Source organism: Prosthecobacter fusiformis, assembly GCF_004364345.1.
Taxonomy (GTDB): Bacteria; Verrucomicrobiota; Verrucomicrobiia; order Verrucomicrobiales; family Verrucomicrobiaceae; genus Prosthecobacter; species Prosthecobacter fusiformis.
In genome coordinates, this window is the sequence record NZ_SOCA01000003.1 from 463,843 (window position 1) to 483,421 (window position 19,579).

Annotated in this window: 13 protein-coding genes and 1 tRNA gene; 9 read left to right on the forward strand and 5 right to left on the reverse strand. The window is 56.8% G+C overall.

Annotation, left to right across the window (positions count from 1 at the left end; all coding sequences use genetic code 11):
- Window positions 1-11: 11 nt before the first annotated feature.
- The 5 genes from vccC (at window position 12) to EI77_RS11125 (ending at window position 7,160) form a co-directional block, all read left to right on the forward strand.
- Entirely contained in the window at window positions 12-1,130 is a 1,119-nt protein-coding gene (vccC, locus tag EI77_RS11105; RefSeq protein ID WP_133795331.1) for a Verru_Chthon cassette protein C, read from the forward strand.
- A 21-nt stretch (window positions 1,131-1,151) separates the two neighbouring features.
- On the forward strand, window positions 1,152-1,856 hold the full coding sequence (vccD, locus tag EI77_RS11110; RefSeq protein ID WP_133795332.1) for a Verru_Chthon cassette protein D: 705 nt from the start codon (window positions 1,152-1,154) through the stop codon (window positions 1,854-1,856).
- 58 nt (window positions 1,857-1,914) lie between these two features.
- Window positions 1,915-3,375 carry an IMP dehydrogenase gene (gene guaB, locus EI77_RS11115; RefSeq protein WP_133795333.1) on the forward strand — a complete coding sequence of 487 codons (1,461 nt, stop codon included), beginning with the start codon at window positions 1,915-1,917 and terminating at the stop codon, window positions 3,373-3,375.
- Between the two features lie 65 nt (window positions 3,376-3,440).
- A complete protein-coding gene (guaA, locus tag EI77_RS11120) occupies window positions 3,441-4,961 on the forward strand; it encodes a glutamine-hydrolyzing GMP synthase (protein WP_133795334.1) in 1,521 nt (506 codons plus the stop codon).
- Window positions 4,962-5,108: 147 nt separating this feature from the next.
- Window positions 5,109-7,160 carry a tetratricopeptide repeat-containing protein gene (locus EI77_RS11125; protein WP_133795335.1) on the forward strand — a complete coding sequence of 684 codons (2,052 nt, stop codon included), beginning with the start codon at window positions 5,109-5,111 and terminating at the stop codon, window positions 7,158-7,160.
- A gap of 94 nt (window positions 7,161-7,254) precedes the next feature.
- Here the strand turns inward: EI77_RS11125 and EI77_RS11130 are convergent, their stop codons facing one another.
- Window positions 7,255-8,280, reverse strand: a complete 1,026-nt coding sequence (locus EI77_RS11130; protein WP_133795336.1) for a hypothetical protein — start codon at window positions 8,278-8,280, stop codon at window positions 7,255-7,257.
- 288 nt (window positions 8,281-8,568) lie between these two features.
- The gene (locus EI77_RS11135) at window positions 8,569-9,294 is read right to left on the reverse strand and encodes a hypothetical protein (RefSeq protein ID WP_133795337.1); all 726 of its coding nucleotides are present in this window, start codon (window positions 9,292-9,294) and stop codon (window positions 8,569-8,571) included.
- A gap of 211 nt (window positions 9,295-9,505) precedes the next feature.
- Between EI77_RS11135 and EI77_RS11140 the strand changes: the two genes are divergently transcribed.
- The 4 genes from EI77_RS11140 to EI77_RS11155 all read left to right on the forward strand — a co-directional run bounded on the left by EI77_RS11140 (window position 9,506) and on the right by EI77_RS11155 (window position 16,028).
- A complete protein-coding gene (locus EI77_RS11140; RefSeq protein WP_133795338.1) occupies window positions 9,506-13,894 on the forward strand; it encodes an FHA domain-containing protein in 4,389 nt (1,462 codons plus the stop codon).
- A gap of 22 nt (window positions 13,895-13,916) precedes the next feature.
- Window positions 13,917-14,111, forward strand: a complete 195-nt coding sequence (locus EI77_RS11145) for a hypothetical protein (protein ID WP_133795339.1) — start codon at window positions 13,917-13,919, stop codon at window positions 14,109-14,111.
- 18 nt (window positions 14,112-14,129) lie between these two features.
- Entirely contained in the window at window positions 14,130-15,620 is a 1,491-nt protein-coding gene (locus EI77_RS11150; protein WP_133795340.1) for an Hsp70 family protein, read from the forward strand.
- Between the two features lie 63 nt (window positions 15,621-15,683).
- Entirely contained in the window at window positions 15,684-16,028 is a 345-nt protein-coding gene (locus tag EI77_RS11155; protein WP_133795341.1) for a hypothetical protein, read from the forward strand.
- Window positions 16,029-16,268: 240 nt separating this feature from the next.
- Here the strand turns inward: EI77_RS11155 and EI77_RS11160 are convergent, their stop codons facing one another.
- The 3 genes from EI77_RS11160 to EI77_RS11170 all read right to left on the reverse strand — a co-directional run bounded on the left by EI77_RS11160 (window position 16,269) and on the right by EI77_RS11170 (window position 18,708).
- Complete coding sequence (locus EI77_RS11160) at window positions 16,269-16,886, reverse strand: HNH endonuclease (protein WP_133795342.1); 618 nt, start codon at window positions 16,884-16,886, stop codon at window positions 16,269-16,271.
- 272 nt (window positions 16,887-17,158) lie between these two features.
- Window positions 17,159-17,234 (reverse strand) — tRNA-Glu (locus tag EI77_RS11165).
- 445 nt (window positions 17,235-17,679) lie between these two features.
- Window positions 17,680-18,708, reverse strand: coding sequence for an RNA ligase (ATP) (locus EI77_RS11170; protein WP_133795343.1), 1,029 nt, complete (start codon window positions 18,706-18,708; stop codon window positions 17,680-17,682).
- Window positions 18,709-19,579: the final 871 nt, after the last annotated feature.

Below are 19,579 nucleotides of genomic sequence, written 5' to 3' on the forward strand. Positions count from 1 at the left end.
CTCAGACGACCATGATGAGTCCTCAACATTCTTTTGCCCCTGGGCGCAAAGCTTTCACGCTAGTGGAAGTGCTGGTTTCTATGACGGTCTTGCTCATCCTGCTGCTCATCAGCGCCCAGGTGATCGGGACTGTACAGAGCACATGGACCTCCTCCAATGCACGGGTTAGCCAATTCCGAGAGGCGCGAACGGCTTTTGACATCATCACCCGTAATCTCAGCCAAGCCACGCTGAATACTTATGTGGATTATGATGACAGCTATTTGAAGGACGGTGTCTCTAATGCAAACATCAGCACAAGAGCTCCCACTAAATATCTACGTAAATCGGATCTGCGCTTTATTTGCGGACCTTCCGTCGCGGCTGAAGGTTCGCCGATGGATGGGCTGCTGGCCCAGGCGGGTGGGCGCGCTTATTCACCCGGGCATGCAGTGTTCTTTCAAGCTCCGTTGGGTGTGTCCCATGATCCGGCTTATGTCGGACTGGACCGGCTGCTTTGCGGCAGGGGCTATTTTGTCCAATACACCTCGGATGAATTCTTCCGTCCAGATGTGCTGCCAGTTGGGGTGCCAAATTATCGTTATCGTTTGATGGAGTTTTCGCCTCCGGCGGAGAAAAATCTCATCTATGATGAAAACGACAAGTTGAAATGGTTTCAACAGGCTGGAGCGCCCATTCCAAATGAAGAGACACCTATTGAACGTGGCTTTACCCGGCCCATCGCGGACAATATTGTGGCGTTGATTATTTCTCCTCAGGTTGAGACTGCTGCTGCCCTTGCGGGCACGGCGGACGGTACGGCCGCTGCTACATATCAGTCTGTTTACAGCTATGACTCTGCCGGGGAACTGATCCCCTTGCCTGAAGATGATCGCCATCGCCTTCCGCCCTTGGTCAAAGTGGTGCTTGTGGCCATTGATGAGCGGACTGCGGACCGGCTCAGCCAGGAAGGCACCCCAGGTACACCCCCTTTTGGCAATGACATCGCTGACCTGATTGGTGGCGATGACAATGAAGTAGATGTAAACGAAACTGTGGAAGCGATCGCCGCTAAACTTCGGGAACGGCGCATCAATTACCGCATTTTTTCATCTACCGTGTCACTCCGTGGTGCCAAATGGAGTCGTTAGTTCACCCTATAGTTTTGTGCCATGAGAACTTCGTTTTCTAACCGCCGCTCAGCCGCAGCCTTCACTTTGGTGGAGATGCTCACCGTGGTGGGTATTATCTCCCTTTTAATTGCCTTAGTGACGCCCACTTTGCTGGATGTGGTGCGCTCCACCCGGCTCAGTTCTGCGGGGGATGCTCTGGTAAACCGGATTAGCCTTGCCCAGCAGAGTGCCGTCTCCATGAGTGCGGAAGTGGAAATGCGTTTTTATCGCTATGCAGACACCACGGCTGATCGTCCAGAAGACAGGTCCTTCTATGCATATCAAGTCGTGCAGACATTGCCCAACGGGCTAGAAAAACCCCTTTCAGACCCTTATTTTATGGAGTCTGGGGTGATCGTTTCTGCTCAGGAACAGCTTTCTCCTCTTCTCCAAACCACAGTGCCGCAGGCGGAAACTGTGAATGGGAATTACCTTTTTACACCCCCAGGAAGTGCCAGCGGTGGAGATGTGGAATATGCATCGCTGAGATTTTATCCAGATGGGGGCATGCGTGTGCTCACCGAGGCGGCAGTCGATAATCAGGATGCAGAAGAAGTGGCCAATGCATTCACTATTCCTGCATTTGATCTTAGCTTCCTCATCATTGTGGAATCCAGTGAGTCCCAGAAGACCGAGCCGCCAAAGAATTATTACTGCATTCAGATTGACTCGTACACAGGCAGAACCCGTGTTTACCGGCCATGATTTGTGTGCTGGCGTCACTTTCCGCGTGACACTTGTCTGAGTGCCGCTTAGATGGCACATGGGCGATATTCCTTCCCTTGCATTGAGTTTTGATGACGTATTGGTCCTGCCAGGACTGAGCCAGGTGCTGCCTGGTGAGGTAAATCTGGGCACGGTTTTCGGCAACAGCATCCAGCTGAACATTCCTGTGCTGTCTTCAGCCATGGATACCGTCACGGAGGCAGAACTGGCCATTGCGCTGGCTCGCGAAGGTGGCCTTGGGGTGATCCACAGAAACATCCCGATTGATTATCAGGCGGAGCAGGTGGCCAAGGTGAAGCGGTCTGAAAACACCGTTATTCAGAATCCCCACTGTGTGCGCCTGGAGACTACCCTGGGTGAGCTCCAGCGCCTCATGCATGAAAAAGGTGTCAGCGGTTTCCCTGTCGTAGATCCAGATGGCAAGCTCGTCGGCATGGTGACCAGCCGTGATATGTGGTATACCGAAGACGAAAACACCCCCGTCTCTGCCATCATGACCCCCCGTGAGCGTCTGGCTGTGGGCACCCCGCAGACCAGTTTTGATGAGGCCCTTAAAATCCTCTACACTCATCGCATTGAAAAACTCCCCTTGGTGGATTCCAATGGCAAGCTGGCTGGCCTCATCACCAAGCAGGATGTGGTGAAGCGCCAGATGTTTACCAGTGCCGCCAAAGATGCCAATGGCCAGCTCCGCGTGGGCGCTGCCGTAGGTGTGGGCGATGATTGTGCAGACCGTGGGGCAGCCCTCGTCGCCGCAGGCGCGGATGCTCTCTTCATTGATGCCGCTACCGGGCATACCACCCGTGTCGCCGATGTCATTGCCAAACTGCGCGCCCGTCTTGGCGGCAGCATCCCCATCGTGGCGGGGAATGTCGTCACACAGGATGGCGCTCTGCATTTGGTGGAGGCAGGAGCCTCGGCCATCAAGGTGGGCGTGGGTCCAGGTTCCATTTGCACCACCCGCATCATTTCCGGGGTCGGTATGGCCCAGTTTACGGCGGTTCAGGAGGTCGCGGAAGTCTGCCGCCCACGTGGCGTCACCGTCATTGCGGATGGCGGCATCCGTTATTCAGGAGACATTGTCAAAGCCCTCGCTGGCGGTGCCGATTGTGTCATGCTGGGTTCTCTTCTCGCTGGCACGGCAGAAAGCCCAGGCAATATGGTCAAATGGCAGGGACGCACCTTTAAAGAATACCGTGGCATGGGCAGCCTGAAAGCCATGCGCAAAGGGGCAGGGGACCGTTATGGCCAGAATAGCTCGGGCAAACTGGTGCCTGAGGGCGTCGAAGCCCGTGTTCCCTTCAAAGGCCCCCTTGCCGATGTCGTCTTCCAGCTTATGGGCGGCCTCCGTTCCGGTATGGGATACGTCGGGGCAGACAATCTCGACGAACTCCGCGCCAAGGCCCGATTCGTTCGCATCACCGCCGGCGGCCTCAAAGAAAGCCATCCCCACGATGTCGTCATTACTGAGGAACCCGTGAACTACGAGCCGTCTTAAGCCACTCCTTAATTGGGAAGTGACCGTCGCTTTCCCTCGCCTTCATTTCTTTCGTCTTACATTCCATGACCGACCACGAAGTTGCCGTACTCGATTACGGTTCCCAGTACAGCCAGCTCATCGTCCGCCGCGTCCGCGAGCTGGGCTTTGTCTCCCATCTTTATCCGCCGGCTGAGCTGTCTAACCTGAAGAACCCAGGGGCCATCATCCTTTCTGGCGGTCCTCGCAGCACTTCTGAGGTGGATGCCCCCGATGTGGATTTTGAAAAGCTTCTTGCCTTTGGTGTGCCGGTGCTCGGCGTCTGCTACGGCATGCAGCTTCTCAATATCAAACACGGAGGCACAGTGAAACCCGGTGTCACCCGTGAATACGGTCCGGCCAAGCTCGTCGTCACCAGCCATACCGATCTCTTCAAAGGCATCTCCCATGAGTCCCAGGTCTGGATGAGCCACAGCGATACCTGCGCAAACCTGGCCACCACCACCCAGGTCATCGCCACCAATGAAGACGCCGTGCCCGTCGCCCTGAAATGGAGCGACCGCTGCTGGGGGATCCAGTTTCACCCTGAGGTCACTCATTCTCATGAGGGCACCGCTATCCTCAAAAACTTTCTCACTGAAAGCGGAGCTACTCTGGCCAAATTCGACATCCTCGAATTCAAGGATCAGATGATCGCCCGGATCAAGGAAGAGGTCGGTAATCGTGAGGTCATCTGCGGTGTCTCCGGCGGTGTGGATAGCACCGTACTCGCCGTCCTGCTCGCTCGCGCCGGTGTGAAAGTGCGCTGCATCTTTATTGATACCGGGCTCATGCGCCTGAATGAATCCGCTGAGGTGAAAGTGCTGTTTGAGGAAGTCGGCGTGCCGATTGAGCAGATTGATGCCAGCGAAACCTTCCTCGGGGCCCTCAAAGGCATCACCGATCCCGAACAGAAACGCCGCATCATTGGCACCCTCTTTGTCGAAGAATTCTGGAAATTGGCCGACGACGTTGAGCTCCTCGCCCAAGGTACCCTCTATCCCGACGTCATCGAAAGCGCCACCAGCGGCTCCATCGCCAGCAAGATCAAGACTCACCACAACCGTGTGGACCGAATCATGGAGCTCAAAGCCCAGGGCAAAGTGCTTGAGCCCCTCGCGGAGCTCTTCAAGGACGAAGTCCGCGCCCTCGGTGCCAGCCTCGGCATTCCTCACCGCGCCCTCTGGCGTCACCCGTTCCCAGGCCCCGGTCTGGCCGTACGCATTCCAGGAGAGATCACCCCAGAGCGTATCCTCTCTACCCAGCAGGCAGATGCCATTTTCATCGCCGAGCTTCACCGCTCCGGCTGGTATCAGCACGTCTGGCAGGCCTACGCCGCCCTTCTGCCGGTGAAAACCGTCGGTGTTAAAGGCGATGAACGCAGCTACGAGCAGGCCATCTCCCTCCGCGCCGTCATCAGCGAGGACGCCATGACCGCCGACTGGGTTGAGCTGCCTTACGAGGTCCTGCGCAACACGTCTAACAAGATTTTAAACAGCGTCAAAGGCGTCAACCGCGTCCTTTACGACATCAGCACCAAGCCCCCCGCGAGCATCGAATGGGAATGATGCCCCCCGTTGGGGACATCTTCCGGACTCCCTGAAGGCACCTGAGGCCTTTGGGGACTTTCTCACTGGATCTTGAAACAGCTTTCGCTTCCGGATTCATCCGTGTAAAAGCTGCATGACCTCCTGACTGCGCAGCCTGTCATATCCATGTCTGCTGTCTCCATAGAGCAAGAAGCTGCCATTGCCGAAATGCGGCAAGTGGTGGCGGGTCTTGTTTATCTGGGGGTCGGAGCCCGCACTCAGGAATATGACACCGCCCTGCATTTTGTCGCATTCCGCCACAACCTCAGTGCGGATGAATTGCGCAGGCTGTTGCAGGGGTTTGCCACTCAGGCACTTGACGATCCGGCACTGAACCTCCGGGAAAAACTCAGTGCTTTGCGTGAGGCTGGACAGTTCATTGCCGCGCGTGATTTTGCTCTGGAGGCAGCCACACGCTTAGCCCTGGAGTTTCAGGATTCCTCTTCACGCCATGATGAGATGGAAATGCTGCTGGAGGCCGCAAAGGCCGCATACTCTCTGCACGACTTTGATCAGGCCCGTGCCCTGGCAGAAAAGGCCGCGTCTCTGGCCGATCAGGGAAAAAACTTCGCCCTATGGGCCAGTGCTCGGCATGAGGCAGGCCTCGCCATGTCGAGCATGGAGGGCGAAGAAGAAGCGGCCCTCTCCATCTATGAGGAACTGGTGACCCGAAGTATAGAGACACTGGGCGCAGAGCATCGTGATACTCTCGCCCGGCGCCATGCTCTGGCACTGGTTTTAAAAGACCAATACCAGATCGATGATGCAGTAAAGGAACACCGGGCGGTCGCGGCCATTCAGGAACGTGTGCTGGGCATGGAGCATCCAGATACCTTGAAAAGCAGAGTGAGCCTGGGCATCGCTTTGAAAGAGCAAGGCCAATACTCACTGGCAGAGCAAGAGCATAGGGCCATACTTGCCATCCAGGAGAAGGTTCTCGGTCCGGCGCACCCTGACACCCTGGCCAGCCGGTACAATCTAGCTGCTGCCTTGCAAGAACAAGGACGGCACATCACCGCACACGACGAGTATGAAACAATCCTAGCCTTGCGTCTGCAGGTGCTGGGAGAGGAGCACCCGGATACGTTAAACAGCCGGCTCCAATGGGTGCACCGGCTCAGGGACCAGGGCAGATACCTGGAGGCAGAGGCACAGATCCGTGTCATGCTGGCCACTTACGAGCGTGTGCTGGGCGCGGATCACCAGGAGACCTTAAACTATCGCTCCTTGCTTGCTCTACTGCTCGACGACCAAGGAAAGGATGAGGAAGCCAACAAGGAGCATCGGACGATCCTGGCCGCTAGGGAGCAGGAACTTGGTGCGGAGCATCCCACCGTTTTAAACAGCCGTAGCCGTCTGGCCTTTGCCCTTGTTGCGACCTCTCAACAGGAGGCGGCCGAGGAGGGCGAGGCTGAATTGCGGACAGTGCTGGCTGTTCAGGAACGTGTCCTCGGCCGGGAGCATGCGGAGACTGTGTTTAGCCGTTACAATCTCGGACTTGCCCTGCTATCCCGGCAAAAATACGCCGAGGCGGAGGCCGAACTCCGGGCCACGGTGGTTATTAAACAGCGGGTACAGGGTACCACGCATCCTGATACCCTGAACAGCAGGGCGCGCGTGGCCCTCGCCCTCGTGTGCCAGCAGAAGTTCGCAGAGGCTGAGGCCGAATATCGCGCCATATGGACCCTCCAGGAACGCTCGCAGGGTGCGGAGCATCCAGACACCCTGCATACCCGGTTGATGCTGGCTTTGATGCTCAAATGCCTGCTTCGGTACCAGGAATCTGAGGCAGAGTATGAGGCACTGTTGGGCATTTGGGAACGCCTGCTGGAGCCCGACCATCCAGATATCCTGAAAGGCCGCTACCAGCTGGCTCATCTTCTCGAAGATCAAGACAGGCATGCCGAGGCCGAGGCGGTCCACCGTGGGCTGCTCGCCAGCAGGGAGCGCACTCAGGGAACTGAGCATCCGGAGGTACTTCAGAGCTGCTTCGATCTGGCTTTAGTCTTAGAAAAACAGGGTCGGCTGGATGAAGCATTACTTTTCATGCGGCGCTCAGCGAACGGGCGTTCAGACTTCTTGGGAGCAGACCACCCGGACACCGTTTCAGCCGTCGGCGGCTGCCAGCATCTCCAGCGGAAGCTGGAATGGGAGCGAGAACAGGCCTCCGCGTTATAATCTTCGAATACGGGAGTGCGTAAGCTACACATTAGAGCTTATCCAGATCTTGCTCGGATTCCAAGCGGCTTGATTTGACGGAGTCCAGAACCTCTCAAAACTTCTTCATGTTGGCCTCCACGCCTTCCATGCTTTTTTGGCGGATTTCGCTTTGGCGTTGGATGCCACGGTCCAGCTCATCCATGAGCTGGTTGAAGCGGTCCACATCCGCCTGTTCTTGAAACATGTACTGTCCATTTTGAAGCGTCCAGCTTTTACGCTTGGCATGCAGATGATCAAGAATATCGCTCATAAGCTCCACGCTGCTGACTTCGATGTCCCAAGTTTCCCGGAACAGAGGCATGGATTTGGCCAAGCCCTGCTGGTATCCTCTCACCATTCCAGCTTTGGTTTTTTGATCAAAATCTGAGGATTCGATCTTTTGGGGAAAATTGACCATCAGAGCATCGGCCTTCGCTTTGTAATCCTGCACAATGGCACGAATTTGGACCAGCATGGTGGGTGTCTGCTTAAAATCCGCGTCGCTGACCACCCGGTCAGGAGCCAGCAGGGTGGAGATGCCAGCTTCCTCCAGCTCTTTTAGATAGCTGTTTTGCAGTGTGACCATGTCCGCGAAAAAGGACTGCATGAAGACACGCAGCTTTTCTGCCTCGTTGGTAGGAGGCGGGCCGACTGGAAACTGGACATCCACATGTTGAGGCAGCCCATTTTCATCCACCATGGAGGAAAGCAGCTTGCGGGCATCCTCCTTCATGCCTGCAGTAGCGGCTTCGACTTCAGCTCGAGTAGGTTCCGGTTTGGGCAGCAGGGGCCGGATGGTCTTGTTAAAGTAGCCGTTCACTCGTTGCTGGATACCCTGGGTCTTATCCTGCAAGACCTGTGTCATCTGAAGCATTTTCACACGGCTCTGTCCTGGGATCAGCAGCACTAGTAGAGTAAGGGGCAGCAAAAGCACTGAATAAGTGAGTCCGGCGCTGCGCCCAAAAGACCGGCGGATGAGAAGTGCCCCACTTCCTACCAGAAGTGCAAGAAGCAGCGCGGGAACTGCTGCGATGATGAAGGGACTCAGAGTGCCCGCTACAATATCTCCCCCTGCTGCCTCTGCGGGAGGGCGCATCATGTGCGCAGCGGCGGCCACCGCCAGTGCAAGAAGCGTGACCAGGAAAACCCATGGCCAAGTGCGGCCCCCTGATTTTGGAGCAACGGGTATGCCTGGGACCAGGGTGGACCGGGCACAGCCAGGGCAACTCACGGCTCTGCCTGCTGACTGGTCGGGGGCGCTCATGGGCTGGCCGCAATGGGTACAGTAAAAAGAAGGCATGGTGAGAGGGATTTGGTTAAGTGTAGCACTTATGGGGCCAGGGGCACCACTGCGTCAATGGTGGAATCCACTGCGCGATGCGTGCTGCTATAGCTTTCGTTTGTACCCGTCACAGCGGTTGTGCCAGCCAGCCAGCCAGCGCTGCTCTTTGCGTGCAGCAGGGGCGTTTTGCACCCGGCGGGAAAGGACAGCTTTCGCGGCATCGGCAAAAGCGGCAGGGGTAGGCTGCTTCATGCCTTCCAGCACTTGGAGCAAGCCCCAGCCCTGGCCATTGTAGCGCTCCGTGGGGGCGGTACCTTCACCCTTGAAATTCACATAATCAATAAGGCAGAAAGCGCCCTCAGGGGTGGCTAGAAGCATATCAAAATGGGCTTGCACCAGACTGGGTTTCTTTGAGCTGGCTTTCATCTTCGGCAGTGCACGCTGGAGCCGGGCGATGATGAATTCTGTCTGCAAGGCAACGGTTTTTGATAAAGTGGTGCGCAGTGCAGTCTGGCGCGGACCATTTTTATCCCCCTCAAAAGAAGCCTTGCTTCCCCAGGGGCAGGGTCCCTTTGCCCAAGCTGGCATTTTGACCCCTCGTGCCTCCATGAAGGAGACGAGTGGAGGGAAACTTTCCTCAAACGGTCCTTTCTTGCCTGTAGAATACCAGATAAAATGGCCGATTCCCAAGGATGCAAAATCTTCTCCAGTATTCCAGCTCGTCAGACCCGCCACTGTGCCTGCGCATTCGTTTTGCCAGATGCGCTGTCCCACACGCTGAAGTTGTGAAGGGCTGAGCTGAGGGCTGGCGCTGGGGGCAGATCCAGGCACGGTGCAGGCTGCAAGAAGCGAGCTGGACACCAAAAGTTTTAAAATTCCGCGTAAACTCATATTTTGGTTAGGTTAAATTTGTCTGGCAGTTCTGGAAGGCTGCTAAAATGATGGCTCCAGGGCACTGTTGAACATGCCATCTTATTTTATTAAGATTGATTCAGTGATTTTCCAAAATTAATCTCCACTCTCGACCCGCGACGCCCCATTCATGCCTTATTTGGCCTTCAACCTCAATGACGGAAACGAATTCGTCTTCGATATCCTCGAAGAGCGTCTCTCCATCGGCAGAGACGCAAAAAACGATATCGTCATTGATAATACCTACATCTCTGGCTTCCACGCGGAGTTCATCCGTCAGGCTGACGGTGGGTATGAGTTGATGGACTTGAAGTCCTCCAATGGCACTTTTCTGAATGGCAAACGCATTGAGCGCGCCCAGGTAAAGGGAGGGGACAAGATCCGCTTCGGACAGTTGGATTCAAGATTTCGCGAGCGTACGCCCAAGGGCACCGCTCCTTCGGCAGAGACCAAACCTCCCGCTGTGGGAAAAGGCCAGCCTGCCAGATCTGACGGACGACGTGGTGATACGGAATCTGTGCCCGTGCGCGAAAGCGCTGAGAAGCCCCTAACGAACCTGCTCGAGCCGACCAAAGCCCCGCTAGCACGTCCGGACATGGGCAGCAAGGGACCTTCTTTTGCTCCTCCGCAAAACACTCCGATCCAACGTCCGCAAGCACTCGATGCCGCTCTTCAAAAACAGGCAGAGGAACTACGTGAGGAAGTGGCCAAGCTGAAGCAGGAACGTGATCTGCTACGGCAGGAAAACGAAAAGGAATCCCTTCGCCGCAACGAAATGCGGGCTTTGGAAAAGCAGATTGAGGAACGCCAGAAAGCCGCCTCTGAAGCTGAGACAAAATTAAATTCTCTCAAAGCCACACTGGCGACATCCGAAGCGGACGTTTCTAAATGGGAGGCCAAAAGGCGCGAGACGGCCAATCTGGACAGCCAGCTAGAGTCCACCCGCAGCGAGCTGGTGAAGGTGCAGGAAGACGTGACCATGGCCCGCAAAAGCCTGCAATCCGTGCATGACGAGGCCGAAAAAGCGAGCGCCGCACGAAACTCTCTGCTCAAGGACAAAGACTTGGCCGTCGAGGAGCTGGCCATTCTGCGGAAGCAGATCAGCGAAGCAGGTGCCGCGTCTGTCGAGACTGCCCAACTCCAGGAAACCTCCCTCAAATCCGAAGCCGAAATCCAGTCGCTAACTGAGCAAATATCCGCTCGCACCAACGATCTGGGGCAACTTCAGCAAAAGGTCGAAGCTCTGCGCCAGGAAGAATCCCAGCTCAGTACCAAGGTCCAGTCGCTGACCAGTCAGCAGAGCGCCCTGGCCTCCATCGACGAGAAAGTCCGTACCAAGTCGGAAGAACTCAAAATCCTGGAGAGCCGCGCCGCAGATCTCACCAACAAACTGGATGACCTCGCCGCCACCGATACCCATCTGAGTAGCGCCACCGAATCGCTGAAAGCGGTCGAATCCCACAAATCTGAACTCACCGCTGCCATCTCCGCCATGGGCCAGGAGAGGGATAGCCTGACTCGGGATCTCCTGGCCGTGACGGAAAAGGGCAAGGCCCAGCACACACTCACGCTGGCTTTGACCACCCGCCGCCAGACTCTGGAAAAAGAGATCCATGAGGCAGAGGAACAAAAAAGTTCCCTCACCGCTGAGCTAGCGAAGGTGAGAGAAGACCTCAGCCGAGCAAAAACGGCACTGTCGGAGCACCAGCAAGAGGCTGAGGCCGCTGAAGCAAAAAGCCAGGAATTCACAACACGAGCGGCTGAGCAGGATAGGCAGCATGCAAGTGTGCAGAAAGACCTGGCTGCCCTCCAGAGCCAGATCAGCACTGCAAAAACGGAGCTGGAAAAAATCACCGCAGAAACGACGGCTCAAAAGCAGGCATGTGAAACCGCTGCCTCCGCAGAAAAATCACATCGTGCCCAGGCCAGCGAGCTTCAGGGGAAAATCACCACCCTTGAGGCCCTTTTGGCCACCCTTGTCGCGACCCAGACAGAGCGTCAGCACGGGGTTTCCACCGCTGAGCAAAAAGCCTCCGCCCTACAGACCCAGACCACGGAGGTGACCCGCCGACTAGCGACCTTGGAAACGGAACTGACCCAGAAACGCCAGGAACTGGCGACTCAGGAAGCGCGTCTCGGGGAGCTGACCCAGACAGAAAAAAAACTCGCGGAGGCTCAGTCCGCCCTGACCGCCGCCACTCAAAATCTGGAAAAAGCCCAGAGCGACACGGCCCATCTCAAGTCGGAGCAGGCCGATCTTGAAAAACGCCTTATCCCTCTCCGCACGGATGCCGCGAGTCTGCAAACCGAGCTGACCGCCAAACTCAAAGAGCTCTCCGAAAGCGAAGCCCGCGTGGCTGCCCTCACCCAGAAGGCCGCAGACTTGGAAGCCAAGACCAAGGATCTCACATCCACTCAAGAGCAATTGGCCAAAGCCCGCGCCGCCCTGGCTCAAACCATGGGTGAGCAGGAGAAAGTGACGGCCCTCCTTCTGCCTTTAACCGCCCAGCGGGAAGATCACGAAAAAGTCCTGCCTGGGCTCAAGTCAGAAATTGAGAGCTTGCGCGCTGAGCTGGGTAACCTCATGCGTGACAAGCAGACCACCGCTGCCGCTTTGGAAAAAAACCAGACCGACCGCAAAGCTGCCTTCGACCAGGTCGAAATCCTGCGTGCCGAATCCGCCAATCTGGAAAAACTGCTCAATGATAAACGCAGTAATCTGGAAGTCGAAACCCAGGCCAAACTCGCTGAAGCAAGTGCCGCCGAGACTCGCTTGCGTGAATTGCAGACGCAAATCACCGCTGCCGAAAAACGCACCGAAGGCCTCGCTGAAGCGGAGCAAAAGCTCACCCATGCCCTGGCAGGTCTGAAGGAGGCGGAGAAACAGCGCCTTATCGAAGAGAAGCAGCTCGCTGAACTCGCCGGGCAGCAAGAGTCCATGCGCAAGGACATTGCGAAATCTGAGGCCGAATCAAAGAATCTCACCGCGCAGATAGCAGACCTCGCCAAAAAAGCCAAGGTGGAAGAAGCCCGCGCAACAGAGACCGAAAGCCGCCTTCAAAAAGCCAGCGCTGCCGCGCAAGTCGCCGAGACCAAACGCATTGAGGCCGAAGCCGCCATTGCCAAAGCTCGGGACGAGGAGAAGGCCCTGCGCAAGCAAATCCCCACGCTGAATACAGAGCTGGCCGGTCTTCAGGCCATGCTTGTGAGCCTGACAAAGGAGCGGGAAGAGGCCTCCCAGTTCGTGACCCGTTTGAACGTCACCACAGAAAACTCCAACAAGAGGCTCTCCGAGGTTCAGCAGCAAATTTCCCAGCTCGAAGATGCGCATAAAGTCCGCGAAGAGCGCCTGATGAAAGCCCAGGAGGAAGTGGACAAAGAGGCCGCCCGTCTCAAAGCCGCTCAGGAAGCCTCCCGCGCCGCTGAGCAAACTCTCCAAGACCTGGAAAAAGAAGTCCGGGAATCCCGCCAAAGGACCGATGCCGCCCGCACCCAGGCCACCGGTTTGGAAACCGAGCTCAACACCCGCATGGACCGCGTGGAAAAATTAAAGCTCGAAGAAACCCGCCTCATCAAAGAGGTGGAGGCTCAAAAGCTGGAAGTCCAGGGTACCGGAGCCGTCCTGGCCGAGCTTCACGATAAAATCCGCCACGAAGAAAGCCGCCTGGGCGAATTCACAAATACGGGAGGCAAGATCATTACACTCGGAGCCGCCCTGGCTGGCCTAGAGGCCCGTCAGAATGAGGCCGGGAAATCCCTGCGCGATGCGGCTGAGCGGGAGCTCTCCCTCCAGGTCAAAATCAACGCACTCCAGGAATCACTCAACCGGGAAGCCGCCCGTGTCGAGCACGTCAAAAAAGAACGCGCCTCCGTAGAGGCGGATCTCGTCAGCTTCACGGAGCTTGCGGAAAAACAAGCCGCCTCCATCAGGGCCCAGGAGATCGAGCAGCGTCGGCAGCTTACCGACCTGGAAAGCCAGATCCGCGATCAAGCCGCCATGGTGGACCGCATCAAGACAGAGCTCAGCACCCTCAATGACCGCCGGGCCGAATTTGCCCAGGCTGAGGCCCAGCTCCACCATTGGAAAGAAATCGAAGCCCGTCTTCGCGGCCAGCTTCTGGAGCTGGAGGAAAAGCACGAAATCCTGCGCCGTGGCCTCCCCACCGAGGAATCTACCGTCGTCATGTTCGCCAATGACATCATCAAGCGCGTTGACCTCATTGATGCCCTCAGCTCCCGCTACGCCGGGCACAATGGGGGAGATGTCGTGGCCCAGCTCCGCACTCTGCGCCATTCCTTTGAGGACATCCTGCTTCAGCACGGCATCAGCGAGTTCGATATCGGCTCCGGCACAGAGGTGGATGTGGAACTGCGCAAACGCATCACCGTGGTCGAGTCCGTCCCTGGTAAAAATAAACCACGCGTGGTGGAAACCTGCCGTTCCGGGTTTATCTACTCCCGTGAGGAAGGCCATGAGCTCATCCTCCGCAAGGTGGAGGTCAAAACCTCCAGCCAGTAGTTTAAAGTTCTTGTTTCAGAACATGCAACCTGTCGCCCAGCAAATTTTCAGGACTATCGCCTTTTTGATGGTGGTCATGTCCCTGCCAATGCTTCTGGTCTCCCCAGGATTTGTGAGTGGGCTCACCCTGCTGGCCGGGGTGATGCTTTTTGGCGTCGCTCATCAAATTGGTCCTTCATCCGTTCTCAAAAGCGTCCGCGCCCCTAACCTCATTTGATTTTTCCACTCACCGATTATGGCAGAATACGTTGGCATTGATCTTGGCACCACGCTCTCGGGCCTGGCTTATTTGAAACCTGATGGCAATCCGGAGATCGTCCCCAATTCCGATGGCGAGCGCCTCACTCCCTCCGTTGTCTTTTTTGAAGGGCATGAGGATGTGAAACTCGTCGGCAGTCCCGCCCGCGACGGGGGAGATCCAGACCGCACCATCTTTCAGATCAAGCGCCACATGGACGATCCCGAGTACCTCGTCGAGATCGATGGCAAAAAATGGACCCCCGCTGAGATTTCCGCCCTTATCCTCTCCAAGCTGAAACGGGACTGCTCCAAGATCATCGGAGACATCGAAGAGGTGGTCATCACCGTCCCGGCTAACTTTAACGAACTCGCCCGCAAAAGCACCATCGCCGCTGCTGAGATGGCTGGCATGAAGGTCAAGCGCCTTGTCAATGAACCGACCGCCGCCGCTGTTTATTATGCCCACAATCAGGGCGTGCAGGGACGTATCCTCGTCTATGACCTTGGTGGGGGCACGCTGGATGTCACCATCCTGAATGTGGAAAAGGACACCATCCGCATCCTCACCAGCGAAGGCGCCCGCCACCTGGGCGGCAGCAATTTTGACGACATGCTCCTGGCCGCCTATGCAGAGCAATACACCAAGCAGACTGGCGCCCCGCTCTACAGTGACGAGCGCCACCGCCGCCGCGTCCTCCTGGCTACGGAAGACGCCAAGAAAATGCTCTCCAAACTCCAGCGTGTGAATGATACCGTCGCTAATGACAAAAACGACGGCCTCGCTCGCATTGACCTCACTCGCGAAACTTTTGAGAAACTCATCCGCCACATGCTCACCCGCACCGTCATGCTGGTGGAGCAGGCACTCGATTCTGCCAATCTCAAGGTTGCGGATATCGACCACGTCGTCCTCGTCGGTGGCTCCACCCGCATCCCCAAGGTGAAAACCGTACTGGAAAAGATGTTTTCCAAAACGCCCAAATCCTGTGGAAATGTGGATGAATGCGTCGCCCTCGGAGCCGCTCTTTTCGCCAAAAAATCCTCTCGCATCCAGGAAGTGTGCAACGCCAGCTACGGCACCGTCGCCATGGTTTACAATGCCAAGACCGGTGAGGAGAAGCTGATGAACTCCGTCGTCATTCCCAAAAACACCCCCATCCCATGTTCCCGCACCCAGGTTTACCAAACCAGTGAGGACAACGAGCGGGTCATCGAGGTGGACATCACCCAGGGGGAGGATGAAGACGCCAAGTTTGTGGACATCATAGGTCGCATCACCCTGGAGGTGCCACCAAACCGGCCCAAAGGCTGTGAGGTGGCCGTCACCTTCAGTTATGATGAAAACCAGCGTGTGCGCGCACTCGTTGTGGATAAGCAATCAGGCCGCAGCCGCGAAGTCGCCGTCAGCTATAAAGGTGCCGGCGTACTTTCCGATGAAGACCTCAAGCGTAAAAGCGCCCACCTGCGCACCATGCGCATCGAATAGCAGCCTTCTGGAATCGCCATCGTCACCCTCCGGCAGATCACCCACCCGCCCCTTTCATCCGCCATGTTTAAAAAGATCCTCCAATCGCTCTCCAAGTCCCAGGCTGCCAAACCGGCTGCTGCTGCTGCACCTGTGAGCAAGCCCGCCGAAACCGCCAAGCCTGCAGGGCCGGTGCCGAAGGCTGGCAAGGCCGCAGCTATCGCGACCCCAGCCGTGGCTAAGACGCCTGAGGAGCTGTGTGAAATCGGTCCCAAGATGCCCAAGGACCAGATTCATTCCCGGCTGAAGCTACTGTATCGCCGTTACAACCGCAGTGCTTCCAGCCTGGATCCAAAGATCCGGGGTGAAGCCGATTCCATGTTGGACGCCATCGTCCGCGTTCGCGAAAAACACTTCGGCGAAATCTAAGCACGCCCATACCCGCGCCCGCCAGGGCGTGGGGGTTTGCGCCCCGTAGCTGCGCCCGCCAGGGCGTTGGGCTTTGCGTCCCGTGGCTGCGCCCGCCAGGGCGTGGGGGTTTCGCCCCGTAGCTGCGCCCGCCAGGGCGTGGGGGGATTGCGTCTCGTAGCTGCGCCCGCCAGGGCGTGGGGGTCGGAGGCCTCGAAACCAAAGCCACCTCCCTCCACCCATAGGCGGCTAGGCCAACCCTCAGCTCACCGCGCGGTCCGTCTGGAAAATGCCCGCATTGGCCAGGAACATTTCCCAATCACGCACCTGGTAAGTATTGCGGATGAGCTGGGTCACCGGGATTTCACGCGGGGCCGCAGGGCGGCGCAGAAGCTTCAGGCCAGCTTCCTCAGGCAGCTTGCTACCCTTCTTGCTGTTCACCTTTTTATCAGCCAGCACACAGTTGTCCCACGTGCTTTTGCCCCCTCGGGACACCGGCACAATATGGTCGATGTTTCCTTCGTTAGGCTTCAGCTTGCGGCCAGTGTACTGGCACACGCCTCCGTCACGTTCCCAGATGGCCTTGGCGCAGAATTTCGGACGACGCTTCGGCACCCGGTCAAAGCGGGCCAGCACCAGCACCGTCGGCACCCGCACAGGACCGTGCACCGTGCCGATGGAGTTGTCCCCTTCGTTCACAGGTAGCTTCATCCAGTCCTCCCAGGTCACCGGCGTCATGTCATCATCGGCTGAAATCTTCAGCGCTGTGGCATTCCCCGCAGCCATCATGCTGAAGGCATCCGCAGGGGACTTCACTCCGATGGCCTGCCAGTTTCGATTGAGAACCAGGACCGTAGTTTTGTTCAACACATCATTCATGCTTTGTCTCCTTAAAAACGGGAATTGACGGCACGAAGGAACGGACGCGGTGTTCGTTCCTCTATGTTGGGCACTAATCGTGCCTCAACATCTGGCTTTGCCAAGTGGCAATTTTGTCAGCTTTCTGGTTACGCCTGAGGAGGAGTCCAGGTTAAAAGACCTTTTGATAAAGGATTCTCATCGTTGGGTCGGTCCACAGGGACATGCACCCTGCTATGCCGGTTAAAAGCCGACTGCTTCGCTGTCTAAGCTTTGGACCGCTGAATGAAAAATGGCCACCCTGACGGGAATCGAACCCGTATTATCCGATAGAAAGTCGGATGTCCTGAGCCGTTAGACGACAGGGTGTTTTGAAAAAGTGGGGCGATGCAGAGTGCATGTACAGTACTCCTCACTCTCCGAGTGAGGCATTCCGAAGTACCATAGACACCTTGGCCCATCGCTCCCGCAGTCTATGAAAGGGTCGGATACCCCGGTGCTGCCCCGGGCTTTTCTTGTTCCCAAAACAAGTGAGTACGCTGGCTCTCTCGTATCCGAATGAAAATGGACGCGTGCCCCAGACTCGCACTGGGTAACGCGGCTTTGCAGACCGCTGACTCGTCTCTTTGCCTTGCACGCGTAAAATTAAAGAAAGTTCCCTCAGCCGGACCTGCCCCGGCACCGTCTCCGTCACAGGGAGGAATGCTGCTGTTACACCATGAAGGGAATGAAATAAGAAAGGACATCCCCCGGTGAGATAGACACTCTACACGGCCGGTGTTTTTCTCAGGCGGCCACGGGGGAGGAAAGGAGTTTAGTCTCCGCCTTTCAGGAGGAAGCGATTGCTGATGACTTTGAATGACAGTCTGCCGCCTAGTGTCGGGCTTTGGTACTCCGTCTTGGGGCGGATGACCAAACCTTCACGTTCGTTTTGCGTTCCAGGGTAATATCCTTCAGCCAGCGCCAGGAGGGATTCCATGTCATGATCAAAAGAGAGGCCTTCCTCAATGACATCCACCATCGGAACTTTGATTTCGTTGAGAAAGGCAACAGCTTCATCATGGCCGAGAAAACAGCACGTCTGCTGGTCATAGACATTGAAGACCCGAAATTGAGGACAGTTCAGCCCCAGGCGGTTCTTCTGGATGCCGGGTCCCACCAGTTCTCCCTGAATCGCCAAGTGAGGATGAGCCTGGAGGGACTTTTCAAGATGGTAAGTCTCGGCGACCCTCCAATAAGTGTTGCTGCCCCGTTTGATACTCCAGTTTCGACCGCAGGCAGTAAACTCACCTGTGTCCTGATGGATGCCGAAGGTGGCCGATGTTCCATCGCATTTCAGGGTCATGACATAAGCCCGTCCAGCGAGCTCATCCAGAACACTCGGCACGCTCTGCACCCGCATTTCGTCTGTTTTCGGTACTCCTGGCAAAAAGGGCCCTGCGATATCTTCCATCTCAGGGAGGGGTGGTTCCCATTTCGTCACGCCCAGGATTTCTGTGACGTCTGTCCCAGTGACGAAAGGACGGATGAGCTCAGGAAACTGCTGAATTGGCAGCAGAAGCCCTTGAGACAGCATCCCTCGTAGGCGGACGGTTTTAAGCCGGAACGCGGCGGGCCGTTCAGTCGATTCAACATCCTTTTTGTTATGCCAAAGGAAGGTAAACCTTGGGTCGTCGGGCGGGATGGAGTCAATTTCCAGGAAAACGCCCAGATCACCGGCTCGCAATTCACCTTTTTTGATGACGCACTGCCAGCCCTGAATGCGGGCCAGTTCGATGGCGTCTGCATTCGGGATGGGTTCAATAGCGATGACAGATTGAATGGAGGCCAGTTTACGTTTCATAAGACAGTGCAGGGTTTGGAATAAATGGAAAGAGTGCGGCCTGCCGGTGCTGCCCCGGCGCGCTCTGTTTGGAAGACAGACATGCTGGCTGTTACATCAAGGCCGCGTGAAATAAGGTCGCTGGAGTTGGTAGCGCGCCAACCTGTGCGGAGCTTCAGTCCGCCGCTCATCTGTCTGAGCCATCCAGCGTGGAGTGATTAAAGTCCCTCTGCGTGGTGACGCTCCACGGTCTTCCGGTTATCAACCGGGTGCTCTGCTGTTGAGCTACAGAGGGTAAAAGTGAGGCAGGCACTCCAGCCTGCAAATTCTGGGAAAAGCACGTCAGGCCGCTGATCGTGCGTTTTGAGAAAAGAGCCCGCACCAGGATTTGCACCTGGAACCTCAGCCGTTAGAAGCGGCGCATGCAAGTCTGTTACACCTTGTGGGCATGGGTAAAGGGTGCGGCGTCACGGTAATGCTCCGTGCCGGTCAGGGAGCTCCTGGGTTACAGCCAGGTTCGTGTCTTTAACGAGCTACCGCCGCGTGAACTGGATGCAGGGACCGTAGTTGCACCGGCCGGGCCAGGCTTATGAGACCTGGCGGAGCACTGGCTCGCCCTGCGTTTGGAAAGGGTGGACTTGGACGGTAACGCTCCGTCACTTGCTGGGTGCAGCGCTATCCGCGAAAGCGGATGATCATTGTGGCGCGGAGCCGTGACTGCCCAGCCGCCGGAGCGGCAATCCAGCCGTGCAATCTTCTACACTACGAGCCCAGAGGCCATGGTGCGCGGGGAGGGACAGCCTACCCGGGCCTAGCTTCCCGGTGGCAATCCTGTGTCCTCGGGAGAGTGGCGGGTGCTCCTCTGCTGCGAGGCCCCGCGCTCCATGATGAA